Raw genomic sequence first — 18,611 nt, 5'->3', positions numbered from 1 at the left:
CTCTCGCCGGGCCGGCGGCCGGCAGGTGTGCGGGCGCGGTCGGGGCTTGGGGAGCCCGGGCGGATCGCCGCAGGTGACCCCCAGGTAACGGTCCGCGCTCGTTTCTGTCGCGGCAGGGCCGAACCATTCACATTCGGAGCGGTTCCGGCGACGCTTGCTCCTCTATTCTGGATTGATCTATGGAACCGAAAGGCGCCGTGGTGGCGTCAGACGCGCGGGGCGGGATAGACGGGATGGACGAAAAGTCTGCTACGTGTACCGTCCGAGCCGAGCACCCGGGGCCTGCGCAGCCCCGTTCCTCCCGACGAGAGCAATCAGGAGCCCCCAGTCCCATGTCGAATCCGTCCATCGCCAGCAAGCTGATCTCCAAAGTCAAGGGCATCTTCGGCCAGAAGCCGCCGGAGCAACCGGCCCTTGAGTCCAGCCCGCGGTCTGCGTCCACGGAGCAGCAGGCGGAGGCGGGTGCGGCCGAGCCCGCGGCCGCCGCCGCGGCCACCGGCACCAAGACCGCCGAGCCTGCGGCCGGGGCTGAGGCGAAGACGGCCGAGCCCGCGGCAGGCCGGGCCGAAAGCGCCGAGTCCGCGGCCGCTGAGCCCGCCGCAAGCGTGGCCACCGGGGGGCAAGAGGAGCAGGAGGCGCAGCAGGGCCAGGCGGCCGCGGAACCCGCCGCCGCCGAGGATGCCGCCGCCGGCTCCGGCCTCGTCAGCGAACAGGAGCGTGCCGCCGTCGCCGAGGAGCTCGCCGCCGCCGAGGCCACCACCCAGGTCGCCGACGACTCCGTCCTGGAGGACGTCCGCCGCCAGGCGGCTCCTGAGGCCGACGAACTCGCGGTACCCGGCTACGACGACCTGACCCTGCCCTCGATCCGTGCCCGCCTGCGCAAACTCACCATCGACCAGGTCCGCGACCTGCGCGCCTACGAGGTCGCCCACGGCGAGCGCCCCGAGTTCATCAAGATGTACGACAACCGCATCGCCAAGCTGCAGAGCGAGGCCGAGTAGCGGCGGCGCCGGTCCGGTCCGCGGCGCGGGCGGGCACCGGCGGTCCGGGGGCTGTCGGCGCGCTTGCGGGAGGGCGCGGCTGACGCCTGAGGGCGGCCGCGGGGCCGGTTCGTGTCGTGCCTGGTGGGCGTGTTCTGTCGGCCCTCTGATCTAGGCTCGCAGCCATGGGTATGGAAAGCTCGGCCGAATCCCCGCAGCCCGTCCGGGTGGTCATGCAGGCGGTCGGCGGGTGGATCGGCCGGCTGGGGCGGATCTGGGTCGAGGGCCAGGTCGCCGAGATGAACCGGCGGGGCGGCACGGTGTTCATGACCCTGCGCGATCCGGTGGCCAACGTCTCGGCGCGGGTGGTCTGCCCCGCACGCGTGCTGGAGGCGGTCGTGCCCGCCCCCGAGGCCGGCGCCAGGGTGGTCGTGCACGCCAAGCCCGACTTCTACGTTGCGCGGGGCACGTTCTCGCTGCTTGCCTTGGAGGTCCGCCACGTCGGACTCGGCGAGCTGCTGGCGCGGTTGGAGCGGCTGCGGGCCACGCTCGCCGCCGAGGGCCTGTTCGCCGGCAACCGCAAGCGTGCGCTGCCGTTTCTGCCCGGCACGGTGGGCCTCATCTGCGGACGCGATTCGGCGGCCGAGCGCGACGTCCTTGAGAACGGGCGCCGGCGCTGGCCTGCCGTGCGCTTCGAGGTACGCGAGGTCGCGGTCCAGGGCGACCGCGCGGTCGGCGAGGTACTCAACGCGCTCAAGGACCTCGACGCCCACCCCGATGTCGAGGTCATCATCGTGGCGCGGGGCGGCGGGTCGCTGGAGGACCTGTTGCCGTTCTCCGACGAAGCCCTGGTCCGCGCGGTTTCGGCCACCCGCACGCCGGTGGTCAGCGCCATCGGCCACGAGCAGGACAGTCCGCTGCTCGACCTCGTCTCGGATGTCCGCGCGTCCACACCCACCGACGCCGCCAAGAAGACCATCCCCGATGTCGGCGAACAACTCCAGCTCATCCGGCAGTTGCGCGACCGCGGCAGGCGCGTGCTGGTCGGCGGGGTCGAACGCGAGCGCTCCTGGCTCGCGGGCATGCGCTCGCGGCCGGTGCTCGCCAGCCCGCTGCGCGAGATGGACCGGCTCACCGAGCAGGTCGCCGGGCTGCGCGACCGCGCGCGGCGGTGCGTGACCGTGGCGCTGGACCGCGCCGGCGACGACCTTTCGCACACCCGCGCCCGGCTGCACGCGCTTTCGCCGGCCACCACGCTCGCGCGCGGCTACGCGATCGTGCAGCGCGGCGACGGAGCGGTCGTGCGCTCGGCCGGCGATGTCGGCAGTGGCGACTCGCTGCGGGTGCGCTTCGCCGAGGACAGCATCACCGCGACGGTCGACGGCCCCGGCGAGACCGACGGCACCGGTGCCGGCCCCGACTCCGCGGCCCCTCCGCAGGAGGAGCCCACGTGACCGGTGCGAATACGCGCCGGACGGACATCGACGAGCAGGAGGGCAGCGCAGTGGCCGCCAAGAACAACGGCACGGGCAGCGGCACAAAGGGCGGCGGCTCCAATGGAGGCAGCGGCGCCGCAAACGGGGCGAACTCCGCAGGCGAGGCGCCGGAGCAGGCCGCCGGTACCGCGGCGGACGGATCGGCCGGATCGGCCGGATCGGCCGAGCCCGCCGGAAACGCCGAAGCCGAACTCAGCTACGAACAGGCCCGCGACGAACTCGACTCCGTCGTGCGCCGGCTTGAGGCGGGCGGGCTGACGCTGAAGGAATCGCTGGCCCTGTGGGAGCGCGGCGAGCGGCTCGCCGCCACCTGCGAACGGTGGTTGGAGGGCGCCCGCGCCAAGCTCGCGGTCGCCATGGAGGAACGCGACCAGGGCGGCTCCGCCGACTCGGAGACCCCCTTCTAGTGACCGCAGGCGGCTGGGGCGGGCAACTACGGGGGTGATCCCGTCGACCCTGCGGAAGTGCCCAGATCAAGCGCCGGATCTGGTCATTTCCCCATGATCGTTTCCACGCAGGCCCCGGAAACGGGCATAAGGGGCCACAGGGGCACCCACCGACCGCGCCGGGCGGGTGGCGGTGCGGGCTCAGCGTTTGCCCGGCGCACGGTCGGCGCTCTGGTGCGGCGGGGTGCGGGGGCGGCGGCCGTTGACCTCGTCGCTGAATGCGCGCACGTTGCCCGGCAGGCCGCGGAAGACCGCGATCACCAGGAGCAGCCCGGTGCCCAGGAACAGCGACGGTGCGACATCGGCCAGGCGGGTCGCCATGCCGATCGTGACCGCACGGGAGAACCCGGTTTCGCCCAGGGTCAGCGCCATCTCGGCGATCAGCGCGGCCACGAAGTAGGCCAGCGGCGGGCTGACGGTGAGCGACAGCAGGTCGGTGGGGCGCACCAGCAGGGCGGCCACGACGCAGGCGGCGGTGAACGCGACTCCGCTGACCATGGGGGATCCCGCGAAGTGGCCGATCACGGACGACACCAGGCTGGCTACGGAGATCACGAGGATGCCGCCGCGCCCCGTGAGGCGGACCCGGCCCGGGGCAGGGGGCGTTGCCGTCTCGGTTGCGGGCCGGGGGGCGGCGCGGTGGGGAGGCCGCTGGGCGGTGAGCGGCGCTCGGGGGTGGTCCATGCGCTGCGGTTTGCGCGTCGCCATTCCGGCACGCTCCCTTGTGTAACTCACAGTGTTCAGTGTGTCACTCTCGGTGAAGAGTTCTTGGGTTCCGTGGTGTCCGTGTCCCCTGCCGTGGTCCGGTTTGCGGGCTCGTTCCCGTTCACGTGTGTGTCGTCCCCATTGGCGTGCCCGGCCGGGCCGCCGTGCGCACCCCGGGGTTCCTCCGCCCCCGCCGAGCCGGCGCCGAAGGCGGCGCCGAAAAGGTGGGCGCCGGGCTCGACGCCGCCGGCCGGGCCGGTGCCGTCGGTGCCGGCCAGCTCCGCCGCCGCCAGCGGCCGCGCCTGCTCATGCACGCCCTCGGGCCGGGCGAGGTCGTCGTCGACCAGGCCCAGCTCCTCGAACCTGCGTGCGGTCACCAGCACCCGGCTCTCCAGGGACCCGACCGTCTGGTTGTAGGCCGAAACCGTGCGGGAGAGCGCCTTGCCCAGCCCTTCGACGTGCCCGCCGAGGGTCGACAGCCGCGCGTGCAACTGCTTGCCCAGGTCGAAGACCGCGCGCGCGTTCTCGCTGAGGGCCTCCTGCTGCCAGGCGTACTGGGCGGTGCGCAGCAGCGAGATGAGTGTGGTCGGCGTGGCGATGTGCACCCGCCGCGCCATGGCGTGTTCCAGCAGCTGCGGATCGAACTCCAGTGCCGGTGCCAAAAACGCCTCGCCGGGCACGAACAGCACCACGAACTCCGGTGCGGGGCTGAACGCCGCCCAGTAGGACTTCGCCGCGAGCTGGTCGACGTGTGCGCGCAGGTGCTTGCTGTGTGCGCGCAGGCGTTCGGCGCGGGCATCGGCGTCATCGGTCTCGACGGCCTCCAGGTAGGCGGCCAGCGACACCTTCGAGTCCACGACGATGTTCTTCCCGCCGGCCAGCCGCACCACCATGTCCGGCCGGAGCCGGCCGCTGTCGGTGGCCGCGCCGGCCTGTTCCTCGAAGTCGCAGTAGGAGCCCATCCCCGCCAGCTCGGCCACCCGGCGCAACTGCAGCTCGCCCCACCGGCCGCGCGCCTCGGGCCGCCGCAGCGCGCTCACCAGCGACTGGGTCTGGTCGCGCAGCCGCTCCGACCCCTGGCGCACCTGGTCGACCTGCTGTGCCAGCTCGGCGTGGGCGGTGCGCCGCCCGGCGTCGACCTCGCGCAGCTGGTTCTCGACCCGGCTGAGGGTGTCCTTCAACGGGGAGACGAGCTGCTCGACCGCCGCGCGGCGCTGCTCCATGTCCTTGCCGGTCTCGGCGCCGACAGCGCGCAGCCGCCCTTCGGCGAGCTCCATGAAGCGCTGGTTGGTCGCATCCAGCGCCTCGGCCGACAGTGCGCGGAAGCGTTCGCCGAGGTGCTCTTCGACGTAGGCGGCGCGCTCGTCGGCGGAGCGTGCGTGGGCGCGGGCATCGGCGACTCGGCCGCGCGCCAGCAACCACCCCAACGCGACACCCACCGCCAGTCCCACCAGTAGCACCAGGATCAAGTCAAGGCCGTCCATAGCCGCCCATCGTCTCAATCCAGGTACCCGCGGCACCTTCCGCCACGCGCGGGTAAGCAACCGGAAAAGCGCGGCTGCGCGCAGGGTGGCCGAATCCGGACCGGTTCCGGCCGGGGCCCGGTCCGGTTCTGGGCTCCGGCGGGGACGGAAAATGCGCTCCCACCGGCGATGACGCCGGACCTGGACTATTTACCGAGTAGTCGGTAGGTTAAATTTCGTCTTCGCCCGCAGCGCCGCTGAACCCTCCGGACCTTTACAGGAGCGACATGACCACAGCACACGGGACCGCTCATCCGGCAGACGCCGAACGCGAGCGGCACGTCGAGGCCGCCCTGGCCCGCCTCGACCTGCAGGGGCGCATCCGGCTGCTCTCGGGCGCCACCATGTGGGCCATCGCCCCCAACCCCGACATCGGGCTCGACCGGTTGGTGATGTCCGACGGGCCCGTCGGCGTCCGCGGCGAGAGCTGGACACCCGACGACCCCGCCGTCCAATTGCCCAGCCCCACCGCCCTGGCCGCCACCTGGGACCCCGGCCTGGTCCGCACCGCCGGGCGGCTGCTGGCCCAGGAGGCACGGCGCAAGGGCGTGCACGTGCTGCTCGCCCCCACGGTGAACATCCACCGCTCGCCGCTGGGCGGGCGGCACTTCGAGTGCTACTCCGAGGACCCGCTGCTCACCGGCAGGATCGGCGCCGCCTACGTCAACGGCGTCCAGGACGGCGGCGTGGGCACCACGGTCAAACACTTCGTCGCCAACGACTCCGAAACCGACCGGTTCACCGTGGACGTGCGCGTCGACGAACGGACCCTGCGCGAGATCTACCTCGCCCCGTTCGAGGCCATCGTCGCCGACGCCCGCCCCTGGGGCGTCATGGCCGCCTACAACAAGGTCGACGGCACCACCATGACCGAGCACACCCGGCTCAACGCGGTGCTGCGCGACGAATGGGGCTTCGACGGCTTCATCGTCTCCGACTGGACCGCCGCCCGCGACACCGTCGGCTGCGCCCTGGCCGGGATGGACGTCGCCATGCCGGGGCCCGACACCGTCTACGGCGACGCGCTGCTCGCCGCCGTGCGCGAGGGCCGGGTGCCCGAGGAGGCCGTCGAGGCCATGGCCCGCCGCGTCCTGCGGCTGGCCGCCCGCACCGGGGCGCTGGAAGGCGCCGAGCCGGCGGTGCCCGCCGCCGCGCTGCCGCCCCGCATCGACGGGCGCGCACTCGCCCGCCAGGCGGCGGCCCGCTCCTGCACCCTGCTGCGCAACGGCAGCGGGGCGCTGCCGATCGACCCGGCCGCGGTGCGCAGCGTCGCGCTCATCGGGTTGGCCGCCGACGAGGCCCGCACGAGCGGCGGCGGCTCGGCAACCGTGTTCACCGAGCACACCGTCAGCCCGCTGGAGGGCCTGCGTGCCGCGCTGCCCGCGGACGTGCGGCTCGACTATGCGATGGGTGCCGACCCGAGGAAGACCCTTCCGCCGCTGCCGGGGCCGCTCACCGCCACCTTCCGCGCCGCCGACGGCGCCGTGCTGGCCACCGAACGGCTGACCGACGGCACCGCGCGGTGGGTGGGCGAGCTGCCCGACGGGGTCACCACCGCCGAGCTGGCCACGGTCGAGCTCGCCGGCACCCTGGTGCCCGCGGCCTCCGGCACCCACCGCTTCGGTGTCAGCGGGGTCGGCCGGTTCCGGCTGGCCGTCGGCGGGCGGGAGGTTTTCGACACCGTCAACGAGGTCGAGGGCGACGATCCCGGCGCCGGGTTCCTCAATCCGCCGGAGACCACCGCCGAGCTCGAGCTCACCGCAGGCGAACCCGTGGACGTCTCGGCCGTGGCCACCGTCCCGGGCGCGGTCGGGGACTTCGCGTTCATCGGGTTCTCGCTGAACCACGGCGAGCCGCGGGCAGGCGGCGACGAGCTGATCGAGGAGGCCGTGCGCACGGCCGCAGGAGCCGACGTGGCGATCGTCATCGCCGCCACCACCGAGGAAGTGGAGTCCGAAGGCTTCGACCGGGACACGCTCGACCTGCCGGGGCGCCAGAACGAGCTGGTCGCCCGGGTCGCCGCCGCCAACGACCGCACGATCGCCGTGGTCAACGCCGGGTCCCCCGTTGCCATGCCCTGGCGCGACGACACGGCCGCGGTGCTGCTGACCTGGTTCGGCGGCCAGGAGGTGGGTGCGGCCCTGGCCGACGTCCTGCTCGGCACCGAGGAACCCGGCGGGCGCCTGCCGACCACCTGGCCCGCCGCGGAGTCCGACGTCCCCGTGCTCGGTGTCACCCCCGGTGACGGCGTGCTGGAGTACTCCGAAGGCGTGTTCGTCGGCTACCGCGCCTGGCAGCGGGCCGGCACCGCGCCCGCGTTCTGGTTCGGTCACGGGTTGGGCTACACCACCTGGGAGTACACGCGAGCCGAGGCGCAGGTGCGGCCCGACGGCGGGATCGCGGTGACCGCTGATCTGGCCAACACCGGTGCCCGCAGCGGGCGCGAGGTGGTGCAGGTCTACCTGGCCCCGCGCGATCCCGGCGGGGCGGCCGAGCGGCCGCAGCGCTGGCTGGCCGGGTTCGCCGCGGTCAGCGCTGCGGCGGGCGGCAGCGCCCGGGCCGAGATCGATGTCCCGGCCCGCGCAGTGCAGGTGTGGGACACCGCGGCCGCCGGCTGGCGGACGGTTCCCGGCGACTACGACGTGCTCGTGGGCCGATCCGCGGGCGACACCCCGCTGTCGGCCCCGGTCCGTATCGGCTGAGACCGGCGGGGGCGGGCCGCAGGCGGTGCCGGTGTCCGGTGCCGGGGCCTCAGCCGGCGCCCAGCGCCCGATACAAGGACCGGGCGCTGCGCCAGACGGGCTCGGGCACCGGCTGCGGCGCGAACAGCCACATGCGCTGCACCGGGTCGGGGCCGCGGCCCATGATCACCGCGCGCAGCGGGTAGGGCGGTTCGCCGCACAGGTGGTACCAGCAGTAGCCGAAGGGCTCCAGCAGTGCCATCAGGCGCTCCGCCACCCCGTGGTCGGGCCGCACCTCGCAGAAGATCCACGGCCGGAAGCGGCGCAGCACCTCAAGGCCGCCGGCGATGATGTCGGGTTCGGTGCCCTCGGTGTCGAGCTTGAGGATCGAGGGCGCCGCGCAGGCGCGCTCGCGCCAGTGCGAGAGGGTCTCGACCGCCACGGGGGTCCGGCCGAGCTGGGAGCGGGGGTCGGCGGTCAGTGAGGTGGCGGTGTCGGCGCTGGGCGAGAGCCGCAGCGCCGCTGTGCCGCTGTGGTTGCTCAGCGCAAGCCGCACGACCTCGAAGGCGAGCCCGTTGTCGAGGGCGAGGTCCTGGGCGGTGTCGGCGAGCCGGGGTTCGGGTTCGAACGCGTAGACCCGCCGCTGGCTGCGGGCCGCCGCCAGGGCGGCGTACAGGCCGGTATTGGCGCCGACGTCGAGCACCGCCCCCGGGCGGGCGTACTCCAGCGCGGCCAAGAAGCAGGAAACGGTTTCGGGTTCGTAGGCGGCCAGGCCGCCGTAGTGCAGCCGCCGCGGCACCCGGTAGTCGCCGGGAGCGGTGACCGCGAGCGAGGAGGGGCCGGAACCGCGCGCTCCGGGCCGGCGGGGCAGCGCCAGGTCGAATCTGCGCACCCGCGGCGGCACGTGCGCGGGGTCCAGGCCGCCCAGGCGCTGCGGCAGCCGGATCCTGATCTGTCGTGTGGCGTAGCGCACCGCCGGATAACGGTGGACGAAGGCGCGCATTTGGCCGTGTACCACGGAAGGTCCCCCATTCCTGCCTCGGCTGCGGCCCGCAGGCACTCCGCTACTCAACCGTGGCGACCGCGGCGCGGACGGGTCGGCCGCCCCCCAGCGGCCGACCGGAATCCCCCTGCTTGCGCGCCCGGTGCGTACCCTCGGCGTGCACTCGCGCATACGTGACCGGTTGCACATGAACTTACTCGGAATCGGTGCGGCCCGCAGGGCATTTCATCCAAAGATGGTGTGCGTGCCATGAAAAGTCCGCGTCCGCGCCGGACGGCGAGTCCGCCCCCCGCAAGCCCTTAGACTCGGTCCCCGTGAGTCTGTCAATCGGGATCGTCGGCCTGCCCAACGTCGGCAAGTCCACGCTGTTCAACGCACTGACCAAGAACGAAGCCCTGGCGGCGAACTACCCGTTCGCCACCATTGAGCCCAATGTGGGTGTCGTCGGGGTGCCCGACTCCAGGCTTGCCACGCTGGCCGAGATGCACTCTTCGGCCAAGGTGATCCCGGCTACGGTCGACTTCGTGGATATCGCCGGCATCGTGCGCGGTGCCTCCGAGGGCGAGGGCCTCGGCAACCAGTTCCTGGCCAACATCCGCGAGAGCGATGCGATCTGCCAGGTCATCCGGGTCTTCGAGGACCCCGACGTTACCCACGTCGACGGCGACATCGGGCCTTCGCGCGACATCGAGACCATCAACACCGAGTTGATTCTGGCCGATCTGCAGACCCTGGACAAGGCTCTGCCGCGGTTGGAGAAGGACGCCAAGCGCAACGCCAAGGACAAAACCGCCCAAGAGGTGCTGGCCTCCGCGCAGGAGGCCCGCCGGGTGCTGGACGAAGGCGTCGGACTGTCGGTGGGGGCGGCCCCGGCCGGCATCGACGTGTCGCGGCTGCGCGAGCTGAACCTGCTCACCGTCAAGCCGTTCATCTACGTGTTCAACCTCGACACCGAAGAGCTGTCCGACCCGGCGCTGCGCGCCAAGATGTCGGAGCTGGTCGCGCCGTCCGAAGCGATCTTCCTGGACGCCAAGATCGAGGCCGAACTGGCCGAGCTCGACGAGGACGAAGCGGCCGAGCTGCTGGAGTCCATGGGCCAGACCGAATCCGGCCTGGCCCAGCTCGCCCGGGTCGGGTTCGCCACCCTCGGCCTGCAGACCTACCTCACCGCCGGGCCCAAGGAGGCCCGCGCCTGGACCATCCGCAAGGGCGACACGGCCCCCGAGGCCGCCGGCGCCATCCACAGCGACTTCCAGCGCGGATTCATCAAGGCCGAGGTCGTCTCGTTCACCGACCTCATCGAGGCGGGCTCGCACCAGGCCGCCAAGGCCGCGGGGAAGGTGCGCATGGAGGGCAAGGACTACGTGATGCACGACGGCGACGTGGTGGAATTCCGCTTCAACGTGTAGCGGTCTCGTAGCGCCGGAGCCGCGCGGATCCGGGGCAACGCGCCTCAGCCGTCAGCGTGCTCGCGTGATGCCCGTGCGAGCCTTATCACGAGATCATCCGGGACCGGCTTGCGCGGTGGGAAGGTGACGCCGGTCTTGCTCGCTTTCAGGCCCGCCGCTGCGATCTCTTCGGCATGAGCCGAAATCGCAGGGGCGGGAAAGTACAGCCCGACCTGCTTGCTGAACGCCGCGTAGCTCGCAACGACCGTGCCACCGATCCTGAAGCCCGGCATGCTGTACGCCGTCATCTCCTCTGCATCCGGGAGAGCCCTGCGCAGGAGGTCCCGGAGGTGGTCGAGAACCGGGCGGAACGCCTCCGGCGCAGCGGCGATGTAGGAGTCATGGTCGGCGATGGTCGCCATGTCTCTGCCTTCCTCTCAGGTGTGGAAGCTCTGGCAGCGTCCGGTCGCCGGTCCCCGTAGGTGAGTCCGGGGCAGGCGGACGCGACCGGTGCGGCTGGCCGGGCCCGGGTACGCAGCCGATTCTCCGTGCTGGAGCTCGGTGGTATTCAGGTTCACTGTATAGATTGCCGGATCGGAGCCGATTCCGGAGCGCGCAATGCACCGTGGCCGGGTTCCGCTCCGGCGACGTCCCGGCCATCGTGTGTGCCGGCGGCGCGCACGATGGCCGCGTGATGTGCTGAAGCAGGAACCACTTTCCGGCCGGCGATCTGGTCGTGTCGAGACTGTAGGCTCGCGCCATGCCGGGTTCTGTGCAGTTGATCCGTTCTGAGAAGCTCTCCGATGTCGCCGAGTATGCCTACGCGGCTACCGCGCCGAAGGATGCCCGATTGATCTTCCTGGCGGGATCGTGCCCCTTGGACGAGAACGGCGCGACGGTCGCGGTCGGAGACTACGCCGGACAAGCGGCGGCATGTGTGGAGACCATGACCCATGCGCTGGCGGCTGCCGGCGCCACGCTCGGCGACGTCATCAGTACGCGCGTACTCGTGGCATCGTCCGCGCGGGCCGACCTCGTGTCGGCCTGGGGGGTCGTGCGCGATGCGTTCGGCACCCACGACGTGCCGAGCACGCTGATGGGCGTGACCGTCCTCGGATACGACGACCAACTCGTGGAGGTCGAGGCTGTCGCCGCGGTTGTCGACTGAGGCCGCAGAAGACATTGCTCTGTGCCGGAACGTCGTGGAGTTCCGGTTCAACCTGTGGTCGCGCTAGAGCACGGCCGCTCGATGGAGGCCGAGGCTTGCGGCATCCTTGCGAAGGGCACCCGTCGGCCCCACATCGGCATCGCGCTCCTGTGCGCGGCGCAAGCGGCCGGTGGGGTCGAGGATCTGCCCGTGCCCGAGCGCGCTTCGCTCGCAGCGCTCGCGCTGCGCGCCATGGCACCGCGGAACCGGGCCTGATTCCGCCGTCCCGCCGTCCTTGTCCATGGCGAGCAATCGGCGGAACTGCTTGGCGTGCTCCATGCGGACCGACCGCCGCCACCGCCCGCGGTCGCCCGTGCGGTCGGGTTGGAGTAGCGTCCTGTGGACGCCGAGACGTGCCGGGGGAAACGCTCGCTGCGCATGCGGTCGAGCAAATCGGGGCAGGTGGCGAAACGATGGCGCGGACCTGTGCGGAGACGCGCGCGGTATCGGCGGCACCGCTACCCGGGGACCCGCCAGATGCATCGGCGACTGGGAATCACTCAACAATAGGCAGGTCTTGATGCCGCGCACACGAGTCCACAATCTTTTCGTCTCTTCGGACGGATATGCCGCAGGCGATTACGTGACGTTCGAGAAACCGATCGGCGGAGCCGCGGCACTCTTCAGCAAGTTCGACGGACGCGTCATCCACGGTATTCAAGGCATTGACGGTCCGGTCACCGCGGATCATGCCCTGTTCAGCATGTGGGGCCAGGGCATCGGAGCCGAGATCATGGGGCGCCGCAAATTCGGACCGCAGCAGGGCGACTGGCCGGACGACGGCTGGCAGGGATGGTGGGGAGACGCGCCACCGTTCCGCACCCCTGTCTTCGTGCTGACCCATTATCCCCGCGAAACCCTCGAGTTCGCCAACGGCACCAGCTTCCACTTTGTGGATGCAGCGCCGGAGGAGGCGCTTCGCTTGGCGCAAGGTGCAGCCGGCGGGTTGGATGTGCGGATCGGTGGCGGGCCATCGTCCGTGCGCGCGTTCCTCCAAGCCGACCTCGTCGACTTTCTGCACCTTTCGATCGTCCCGGTCGTGCTAGGCGCCGGTGTCCGTATATGGGACCACCTGGCCGGTTTGGAAGAGCGATTCACCGTTGAATCCATCGGTACCTCCAGCGGCCTGACGCATCAACTGTGGAACAGGAACCGCTGAGCGCGCCGGCAACCTTCGCGAGGCGGCATGAGCGCCGAGGAGCCGCCCTGCTTGCCGGGCCCCGGTGGCGCGCAAGCCGCGCTTCCGGGGCTGCGGCCAACCGGTTTCGACCGACTAAGGGGCCGCGTTGCCGTCGAACGCAAGGATCGCGCTGGTCTCCCGATAGGGCCCCAGCGCGGCATCAACCTGCTCGGCTCCGAGCAGTATGGCGACGTCCTCGTCGCGCGTGAAAGGGCCGGACTGCCGATCCGCATGGCAGATGCCCAGATCGCGGCGATCTGCCGGGTGCACGGGGCCATGTGCGCGACCCGCAACGCGAAGGACTTCGTCGCCACCGGAGTCGAGCTGGTCGACCCTTGGGCTTCCTGACCTCGGGCCCCGATGGGCCTGGGCGGTGACGCCGGCGTTGCACTACGGTTCCAGCCATGGCGCCTAGCTAGGCCGCGGCGGGGGCGGGCGACGCACCGACCCTGCAGAAATACCCAAATATCAAAGCTAAGACGGGCATTGCAGCATGATCATCGCCGGGAACCGCCGGGGTTGAGCGTGCAGCCCGTTGCCCGCAGCGTCACTCGCGCAGGAACGCGACGTCGGAGACCATCTCCAGGTGGGCGCGCATCGCCTCGGCCGCCTCCTTGGGGTCGCCCGCCCGGATCGCCGCGGCGATGCGCTCGTGACCGGCCAGGGACGCCCGCGGTCGCTCGGGCTGGGACAGCGACTCCATCCGTGTCTGCAGGATCATCGGCGAGATCTCGTCCATCATCCGGGCCAGTAGCCCCGACCGCGCGGCCCGGGTGACGGCGGCGTGGAAGCGTTCGTCGCCGGTGGCGCCGCGCTCGCCGGAGACGACCTCGGTGCGCATCGCGGCCAGAGCGGCGTCGATCTCGGCGATGTCGGAATCGCTGCGCCGGACGGCTGCAAGTTCGGCCAATTTGACCTCAAGCGCCTGACGTGCGTCGATGATCTCGGTACGCCGGTTGTCGCGGTCGCGCAGGACCCGCAGCACCTCCTCGTCGGACGGGCTGTAGCGGACCACGGCACCGTCGCCGTGCCGGACCTCGATGATGCCTTGGACCTCCAGCGCCACCAGCGCCTGGCCGAGCGACACCCGGCTGACGCCCAGCGCGGCGGCGAACTCGCGTTCGGAGGGGAGCTTGTCGCCCGGGCCCAACTCCGCCTCGCGGATGTACTCGCACAGCCGCTTGACGAGTTGCTCGTACAGCCGTGGGCGGGCGAGGGGGCGCGGCTGCGGTCTGGACCTCATGTTTTCCTTCGGGAAGCTCCCGGGGACAGGACATCGGCCGTAGGCCTTGACAGAAGGATAACTGACCTATTGGCTAGGCCACTGTTCCAGGTGATTCGCACCACAACCCCCCAAACCACCCGTCCAGTCTCATCAACCCCTTCCCTGATCGGTTCACCGTGTCTCCACAGTTACTGACGATCCTCGTCCTTGTGGCGATGTTCGTGATCGCCACCGCTCTCCCGGTCAACATCGGTGCGCTCGCGTTCGTGGCCGCGTTCCTGGTCGGCACCTTCGCCCTCGCCATGGATACCGACACCATCCTCGCCGGGTTCCCGGCAGACCTGTTCTTGACCCTGGTCGGTGTCACCTACCTGTTCGCCATCGCCAAGAACAACGGCACCATCGACCTGCTGGTGAGAGGGGCGGTGCGGTTGGTCGGCGGGTACGTGATCGCCATCCCGTGGATCATGTTCGCCGTCAGCGCGCTGCTCACCGCGGTGGGCGCGGTCAGCCCGGCCGCAGTCGCCATCATCGCGCCCATCGCACTGGGCTTCGCTGCCAAGTACCGGATCAGCCCGCTGCTCATGGGCATGATGGTGATCCACGGCGCGCAGGGCGGCGGATTCTCTCCGGCGAGCGTCTACGGGGTCACCGTGAACGGCGTCGTCGCCGACAGCGGGCTGACCCTGGCCCCGCTCACGCTGTTCTTCGGCAGCCTGCTGTTCAACCTGGCCATCTCCGCGGTGCTGTTCGTCGTGCTGGGCGGGCACCGGCTGATCGGCGTGCACGCCCGCGACTTCGAGACCGCAACCGTCGGCGCGGGCGCCGGCGGAGACACCGGGACCGGCGGGTCCGCGGCCGCGCCGGCGGGCGGCGACTCCGCCGATTCTCCCGGCCAGGATGAAAAGCAGGCGGCCGCGGGCATCCGGTTCGACCAGATAGCCACGCTCCTCGGGCTCGTCGTCCTGGGCGTGCTCGCGCTGGGATTCGGGATCGACGTGGGCTTCGTCGCCATCACCGTGACGGTGGTCCTCGCGCTGATCTCGCCCAAGGCGCAGAAGGGCGCCATCGGCCAGATCAGCTGGTCCACCGTGCTGCTCATTACCGGGATGCTGACCTTCGTCGGGGTCATGGAGGAGGCCGGCACCATCGACTACGTCGGCAACGCCGCCGCGAGCCTGGCGGCGCCGATGCTGGTTGCGGTGCTGCTCTGCTACATCGGCGGCGTCGTGTCGGCGTTCGCGTCCTCCACGGCGATCCTGGGAGCCACCATCCCGCTGGCGGTGCCGTTCCTGCTCGAAGGCGAGATCGGCGTGGTCGGCGTGATCACCGCGCTCGCCGTCGCCTCGACGATCGTGGACGTCAGCCCGTTCTCCACGAACGGCGCGCTGGTGCTCGCCAATGCCACCGGCATCGATCCGGACCGCTTCTACCGCCAGATCCTCGTCTACAGCGGGATCGTGGTGGTGCTCGGTCCGCTGCTGGCCTGGGCGGTGCTGGTCGTGCCGGGCTGGTTGTGAGGTCCGCACCCGGCGCCGACCGGGCTCCGTAGACCGGCGCCTCACCGGTTCAAGACTGCAAGGCCCGGGGTGTCCGCAGCGGGCACCCCGGGCCTTGACATGCGCCGTATTGGCCTATTGGCTAGTCCACTAGGACACCACTAGGGGAGGCAGCCGTGGCGTACACGAGGGAGAAGGCCCGACGGCTGGGCGCACGCGGCCTGTGCAACGCCGTGCTCGACCAGGGGAGTTTCCGCTCCTGGGACACCGAACCCGTCGACGTGCGCCCCGATCCCGACTACGCCGCCGAACTCGCCGCGGCACGCGAGCGCAGCGGCTGCGACGAGTCCGTGCTCACCGGCGAAGGGCTGCTGCGCGGCCGGCGGGTCGCCGTCATGGCCTGCGAGTTCCGATTCCTGGCCGGCTCGATCGGGGTCGCCGCGGCCGAGCGGTTGGTCGCCGCCGTCGAGCGCGCCACCGCCGCAGGGCTGCCCCTGATCGCCGCGCCCGCATCCGGCGGCACCCGCATGCAGGAGGGCACGCTGGCGTTCCTGTCCATGGTGAAGATCTCCGCGGCGATCGCCGAGCACAAGCGCGCCGGCCTGCCCTACCTCGTCTACCTGCGGCATCCCACCACGGGGGGCGTGCTCGCATCGTGGGGTTCCCAAGGGCACCTGACCATGGCCGAGCCGGGCGCCCTGATCGGATTCCTCGGGCCGCGCGTGTACGAGGCACTGCACGACCGCCCTTTCCCCGAGGGGGTGCAGACGGCCGAGAACCTCGCCGGCCGGGGCGTGATCGACACGGTGCTGGAGCCCGCCGCCATCGCGGAGTTCGCCGACCGGGTGCTCGGCGTCCTGCTCGCCCCGCCGAACGGGCACCCGCCGGAGCCGGACGCGGCGCCGGAGGCCGTCGGCTGTGCTGAGGCCGACACTGCCGACGCCGCGGATCCGGCCGAGGTGCCCGCCTGGGAGTCCATCACCCGTTCCCGCCGCGGCGACCGCCCCGGCGTCCGCGAACTGCTGAGCCGCACCGCCGGGGACGTGGTGGAGATCAACGGCACCGGCGACGGCGAATCCGACCCGGGGCTGCTGCTGGCTCTGGCCCGCTTCGGAGACACCCCCTGCGTCGTGCTCGGCCAGGACCGGCACCGCCAGACCGCCGAACATCCGCTCGGCCCGGCCGCGCTGCGCGAAGCGCGGCGGGGCATGCGCATCGCCCGCGAACTGCGCCTGCCGCTGGCCACCGTCATCGACACGCCGGGCGCCGAACTGTCCCAGGACGCCGAGGAACGCGGCATCGCCGGGCAGATCGCCCGCTGCCTGGCGGAGTTGGTGACACTGGAAACGCCGACTCTGGCCGTGCTGCTCGGCCAGGGCAGCGGCGGCGGAGCGCTCGCCCTGACCCCCGCCGACCGGGTCGTCGCCGCGCAGCACGCCTGGCTCTCGCCGCTGTCGCCCGAGGGAGCCAGCTCCATCGTGCACCGCACCGTGAGCCGCGCCCCCGACCTGGCCGCCCACCAGGGGGTCCGCGCCGCCGACCTGCGGGCGAACGGCGTCGTCGACGTGGTCGTTCCCGAACGCGACGATGCCGCCGACGAACCCGCAGCGTTCTGCCTGCGTCTGGGTGCGGTGCTGAACCGCGAACTCGCGCTGCTGGCCGCCGCCGACCCCGCGACCCGGACCGCCGAGCGGCGGACCCGCTACCGGCGGCTGGGCCTGCCGTAACCGGGCTCGGCGGGGATACCGGGCGGCGGTCGACCGGCCGGCTGCGCTGCAACATGCGCCTGCAGCGGAGCCCGCCGTTGCTGCGCCGGCTCCGGCGGCGTGAACCGGCCGACGGTGAACTCCGCGCCTTGCGGGGGGTGTGTCGGGGCCCGGGCCCCGACACCCGTCACCGCCCCGGGCCTTCACATCTTCGCTTCGCCCTGCCAGAAGTCCCAGGTGTTGCCCCACGGGTCGGTGGTGGAGACGCTGCGCGGACCGTACGGCTTGTCCACCGGAGGGTCGGTCTCGACCCCGGCGGCACGGATCCTGCGGTACATCTCGTCAGCATCGCGCACGCCGATGATCAGGTAGGCGCCGCCGTCGGTGTCCGCGCCGCCCTTGTCGCTGATCGCGATCCGGACGGGCCCGGCCGCGATGTGCCCCTCGTACCACCGGCCGTTTCCGTCCCTGGCCGCTTCGGCGGGGCCGAAACCGAAGACCCGCCTGAGCCAGGCCGCCGCGGCGTCCCCGTCCGGATAGCGCAGGTACGGGGTCACGGTCGAAAACATCCGGTCGTTGCCGTCGTCACTCATGGGATCGATGATCGTGCCTGCGCGGCCGCGCGTCTTGTAGGAAATCGTCGGCGGCAGGCAGCCGGACGTGGAACGGATCCGCGGACGCCGCGCGATGCCAGCGCGTGGGGCTGATTCCGGCGAGGTCGGCGAACTCGTGCACTAGGTGCGCCTGGTCGTAGAAGCCCGCCGCGAGCGCGAGACCGGGCCAGTCCGGCTCTGGTTCGGCCGCCGCCAGGCGCACGGCGGTGTCCAGGCGGAGCAGCCGCTGGCAGCGCTTCGCGGTCAGCCCCGTCGCCGCGCGGAAGCGGCGGTTCAACGTGGATTGGCTCACACCGATTCGGTCGGCCGTTCCGCGCACCGACGCGCCGGCCCGCAGGTGTGCGATAGCGGCACGGCAGCAAGGGTCGGCCGCGGCCCGGCCGCCGACCATGTCCACCAGGGCGGTCTCCAGCCGGTCCAGCGCAGCTTCGCCGGTTGCGCCCGATCCGGCGGCCGCCTGGAGCCGTTCGGCGCCGGAGCCCCACAGGATGTCCAATCCGGTGAGGGGGCCGAGTGCGTGGGCGGGGATCCCGGCAAGCGCGCCGACGGCCTCCGGGCGGATCACCACTCCTGCGGTGCGGCGCTGTTCGCTTCGGTCGAGCACGACCGCACCTGCCGCGATCGGGGAGAGACCCACGGCCCCTGCGGTGGCAGTGCCCGCCGGGCCGCTGCCGCAAGTACGGGTGCTCAGCCGGGGCGCGTCGAGGTTGACCACGAGCTGCGCGGTCGGGGTGGGCAGCTTGGTTTCGATTCCGTACCGGTCCGGTGCTGATACGTACCAGAATCGGTCGACGATCCCCCGCAGCGCGGGCGACCTGGGCGGACGCCCAGCGGTCTCGGTCTCGCTCACACTCGGAATCCTCCCACTGCCACCGGACCGGTCACGGGTGCCGCCGGCCGCGTCCGGCCTTCGCGGGGAACGCGCGTCCGCCACCGGCGCGCAGGCCGTTTCGGACTG

Annotated in this window: 17 protein-coding genes and 1 pseudogene; 10 read left to right on the top strand and 8 right to left on the bottom strand. The window is 71.8% G+C overall.

All coding sequences use genetic code 11. The annotated features are described in order from the left end of the window. Positions 1 to 332: 332 nt before the first annotated feature. The 3 genes and pseudogenes from ACYVD5_RS24315 to ACYVD5_RS24305 all read left to right on the top strand — a co-directional run. On the top strand, positions 333 to 1,001 hold the full coding sequence (locus ACYVD5_RS24315; RefSeq protein ID WP_461003459.1) for a hypothetical protein: 669 nt from the start codon (positions 333 to 335) through the stop codon (positions 999 to 1,001). Positions 1,002 to 1,165: 164 nt separating this feature from the next. Then, positions 1,166 to 2,434 carry an exodeoxyribonuclease VII large subunit gene (gene xseA / locus ACYVD5_RS24310; protein WP_461003458.1) on the top strand — a complete coding sequence of 423 codons (1,269 nt, stop codon included), beginning with the start codon at positions 1,166 to 1,168 and terminating at the stop codon, positions 2,432 to 2,434. Between the two features lie 206 nt (positions 2,435 to 2,640). Further along, positions 2,641 to 2,883: pseudogene (locus ACYVD5_RS24305) on the top strand (exodeoxyribonuclease VII small subunit); the annotation flags it as partial. Between the two features lie 180 nt (positions 2,884 to 3,063). Here ACYVD5_RS24305 and ACYVD5_RS24300 read toward each other — a convergent pair. Next, positions 3,064 to 3,630, bottom strand: coding sequence for a DUF6542 domain-containing protein (locus tag ACYVD5_RS24300; protein WP_461003457.1), 567 nt, complete (start codon positions 3,628 to 3,630; stop codon positions 3,064 to 3,066). 32 nt (positions 3,631 to 3,662) lie between these two features. After that, complete coding sequence (locus ACYVD5_RS24295) at positions 3,663 to 5,111, bottom strand: DNA recombination protein RmuC (protein WP_461003456.1); 1,449 nt, start codon at positions 5,109 to 5,111, stop codon at positions 3,663 to 3,665. Between the two features lie 266 nt (positions 5,112 to 5,377). On the opposite strand from ACYVD5_RS24295, the gene ACYVD5_RS24290 reads away from it, so the two are divergent. Further along, complete coding sequence (locus tag ACYVD5_RS24290) at positions 5,378 to 7,852, top strand: glycoside hydrolase family 3 protein (RefSeq protein ID WP_461003455.1); 2,475 nt, start codon at positions 5,378 to 5,380, stop codon at positions 7,850 to 7,852. Positions 7,853 to 7,901: 49 nt separating this feature from the next. Here ACYVD5_RS24290 and ACYVD5_RS24285 read toward each other — a convergent pair whose 3' ends face one another. Continuing rightward, positions 7,902 to 8,834, bottom strand: a complete 933-nt coding sequence (locus ACYVD5_RS24285) for an FkbM family methyltransferase (protein ID WP_461003454.1) — start codon at positions 8,832 to 8,834, stop codon at positions 7,902 to 7,904. Positions 8,835 to 9,148: 314 nt separating this feature from the next. Here ACYVD5_RS24285 and ychF point away from each other — a divergent pair, with 314 nt between their 5' ends. After that, positions 9,149 to 10,243 (top strand): redox-regulated ATPase YchF, encoded by a 1,095-nt coding sequence (ychF, locus tag ACYVD5_RS24280; RefSeq protein ID WP_461003453.1) that lies wholly within the window; start codon positions 9,149 to 9,151, stop codon positions 10,241 to 10,243. 44 nt (positions 10,244 to 10,287) lie between these two features. On the opposite strand, the gene ACYVD5_RS24275 is transcribed toward ychF, so the two are convergent. Then, on the bottom strand, positions 10,288 to 10,644 hold the full coding sequence (locus ACYVD5_RS24275; RefSeq protein ID WP_461003452.1) for an iron chaperone: 357 nt from the start codon (positions 10,642 to 10,644) through the stop codon (positions 10,288 to 10,290). Positions 10,645 to 10,982: 338 nt separating this feature from the next. Between ACYVD5_RS24275 and ACYVD5_RS24270 the strand changes: the two genes are divergently transcribed. After that, positions 10,983 to 11,390, top strand: coding sequence for a Rid family hydrolase (locus ACYVD5_RS24270; protein WP_461003451.1), 408 nt, complete (start codon positions 10,983 to 10,985; stop codon positions 11,388 to 11,390). Positions 11,391 to 11,453: 63 nt separating this feature from the next. On the opposite strand, the gene ACYVD5_RS24265 is transcribed toward ACYVD5_RS24270, so the two are convergent. Then, positions 11,454 to 11,708, bottom strand: a complete 255-nt coding sequence (locus tag ACYVD5_RS24265) for a hypothetical protein (RefSeq protein ID WP_461003450.1) — start codon at positions 11,706 to 11,708, stop codon at positions 11,454 to 11,456. A 241-nt stretch (positions 11,709 to 11,949) separates the two neighbouring features. Here ACYVD5_RS24265 and ACYVD5_RS24260 point away from each other — a divergent pair, with 241 nt between their 5' ends. Then, positions 11,950 to 12,588: a dihydrofolate reductase family protein gene (locus tag ACYVD5_RS24260; RefSeq protein ID WP_461003449.1), complete on the top strand. Its 639-nt coding sequence runs from the start codon at positions 11,950 to 11,952 to the stop codon at positions 12,586 to 12,588. Positions 12,589 to 12,615: 27 nt separating this feature from the next. Further along, positions 12,616 to 12,957, top strand: coding sequence for a PIN domain-containing protein (locus tag ACYVD5_RS24255; RefSeq protein WP_461003448.1), 342 nt, complete (start codon positions 12,616 to 12,618; stop codon positions 12,955 to 12,957). 199 nt (positions 12,958 to 13,156) lie between these two features. Here ACYVD5_RS24255 and ACYVD5_RS24250 read toward each other — a convergent pair whose 3' ends face one another. Then, positions 13,157 to 13,852, bottom strand: a complete 696-nt coding sequence (locus ACYVD5_RS24250) for a FadR/GntR family transcriptional regulator (RefSeq protein WP_461003447.1) — start codon at positions 13,850 to 13,852, stop codon at positions 13,157 to 13,159. Between the two features lie 158 nt (positions 13,853 to 14,010). Between ACYVD5_RS24250 and ACYVD5_RS24245 the strand changes: the two genes are divergently transcribed. Then, a complete protein-coding gene (locus ACYVD5_RS24245) occupies positions 14,011 to 15,354 on the top strand; it encodes an SLC13 family permease (protein ID WP_461003446.1) in 1,344 nt (447 codons plus the stop codon). Positions 15,355 to 15,509: 155 nt separating this feature from the next. Next, positions 15,510 to 17,060, top strand: coding sequence for a carboxyl transferase domain-containing protein (locus ACYVD5_RS24240; RefSeq protein WP_461003445.1), 1,551 nt, complete (start codon positions 15,510 to 15,512; stop codon positions 17,058 to 17,060). A 182-nt stretch (positions 17,061 to 17,242) separates the two neighbouring features. On the opposite strand, the gene ACYVD5_RS24235 is transcribed toward ACYVD5_RS24240, so the two are convergent. Together ACYVD5_RS24235 and ACYVD5_RS24230 are read right to left on the bottom strand one after the other, a co-directional pair. After that, complete coding sequence (locus ACYVD5_RS24235; RefSeq protein ID WP_461003444.1) at positions 17,243 to 17,632, bottom strand: VOC family protein; 390 nt, start codon at positions 17,630 to 17,632, stop codon at positions 17,243 to 17,245. Then, positions 17,625 to 18,503, bottom strand: a complete 879-nt coding sequence (locus ACYVD5_RS24230) for a helix-turn-helix domain-containing protein (protein WP_461003443.1) — start codon at positions 18,501 to 18,503, stop codon at positions 17,625 to 17,627. Before ACYVD5_RS24230 ends, ACYVD5_RS24235 begins: the two co-directional genes overlap by 8 nt. Between the last annotated feature and the right edge of the window lie 108 nt (positions 18,504 to 18,611).

The organism is Streptomonospora sediminis, assembly GCF_054778995.1.
This window is presented reverse-complemented; position numbering and strand designations above follow the sequence as displayed.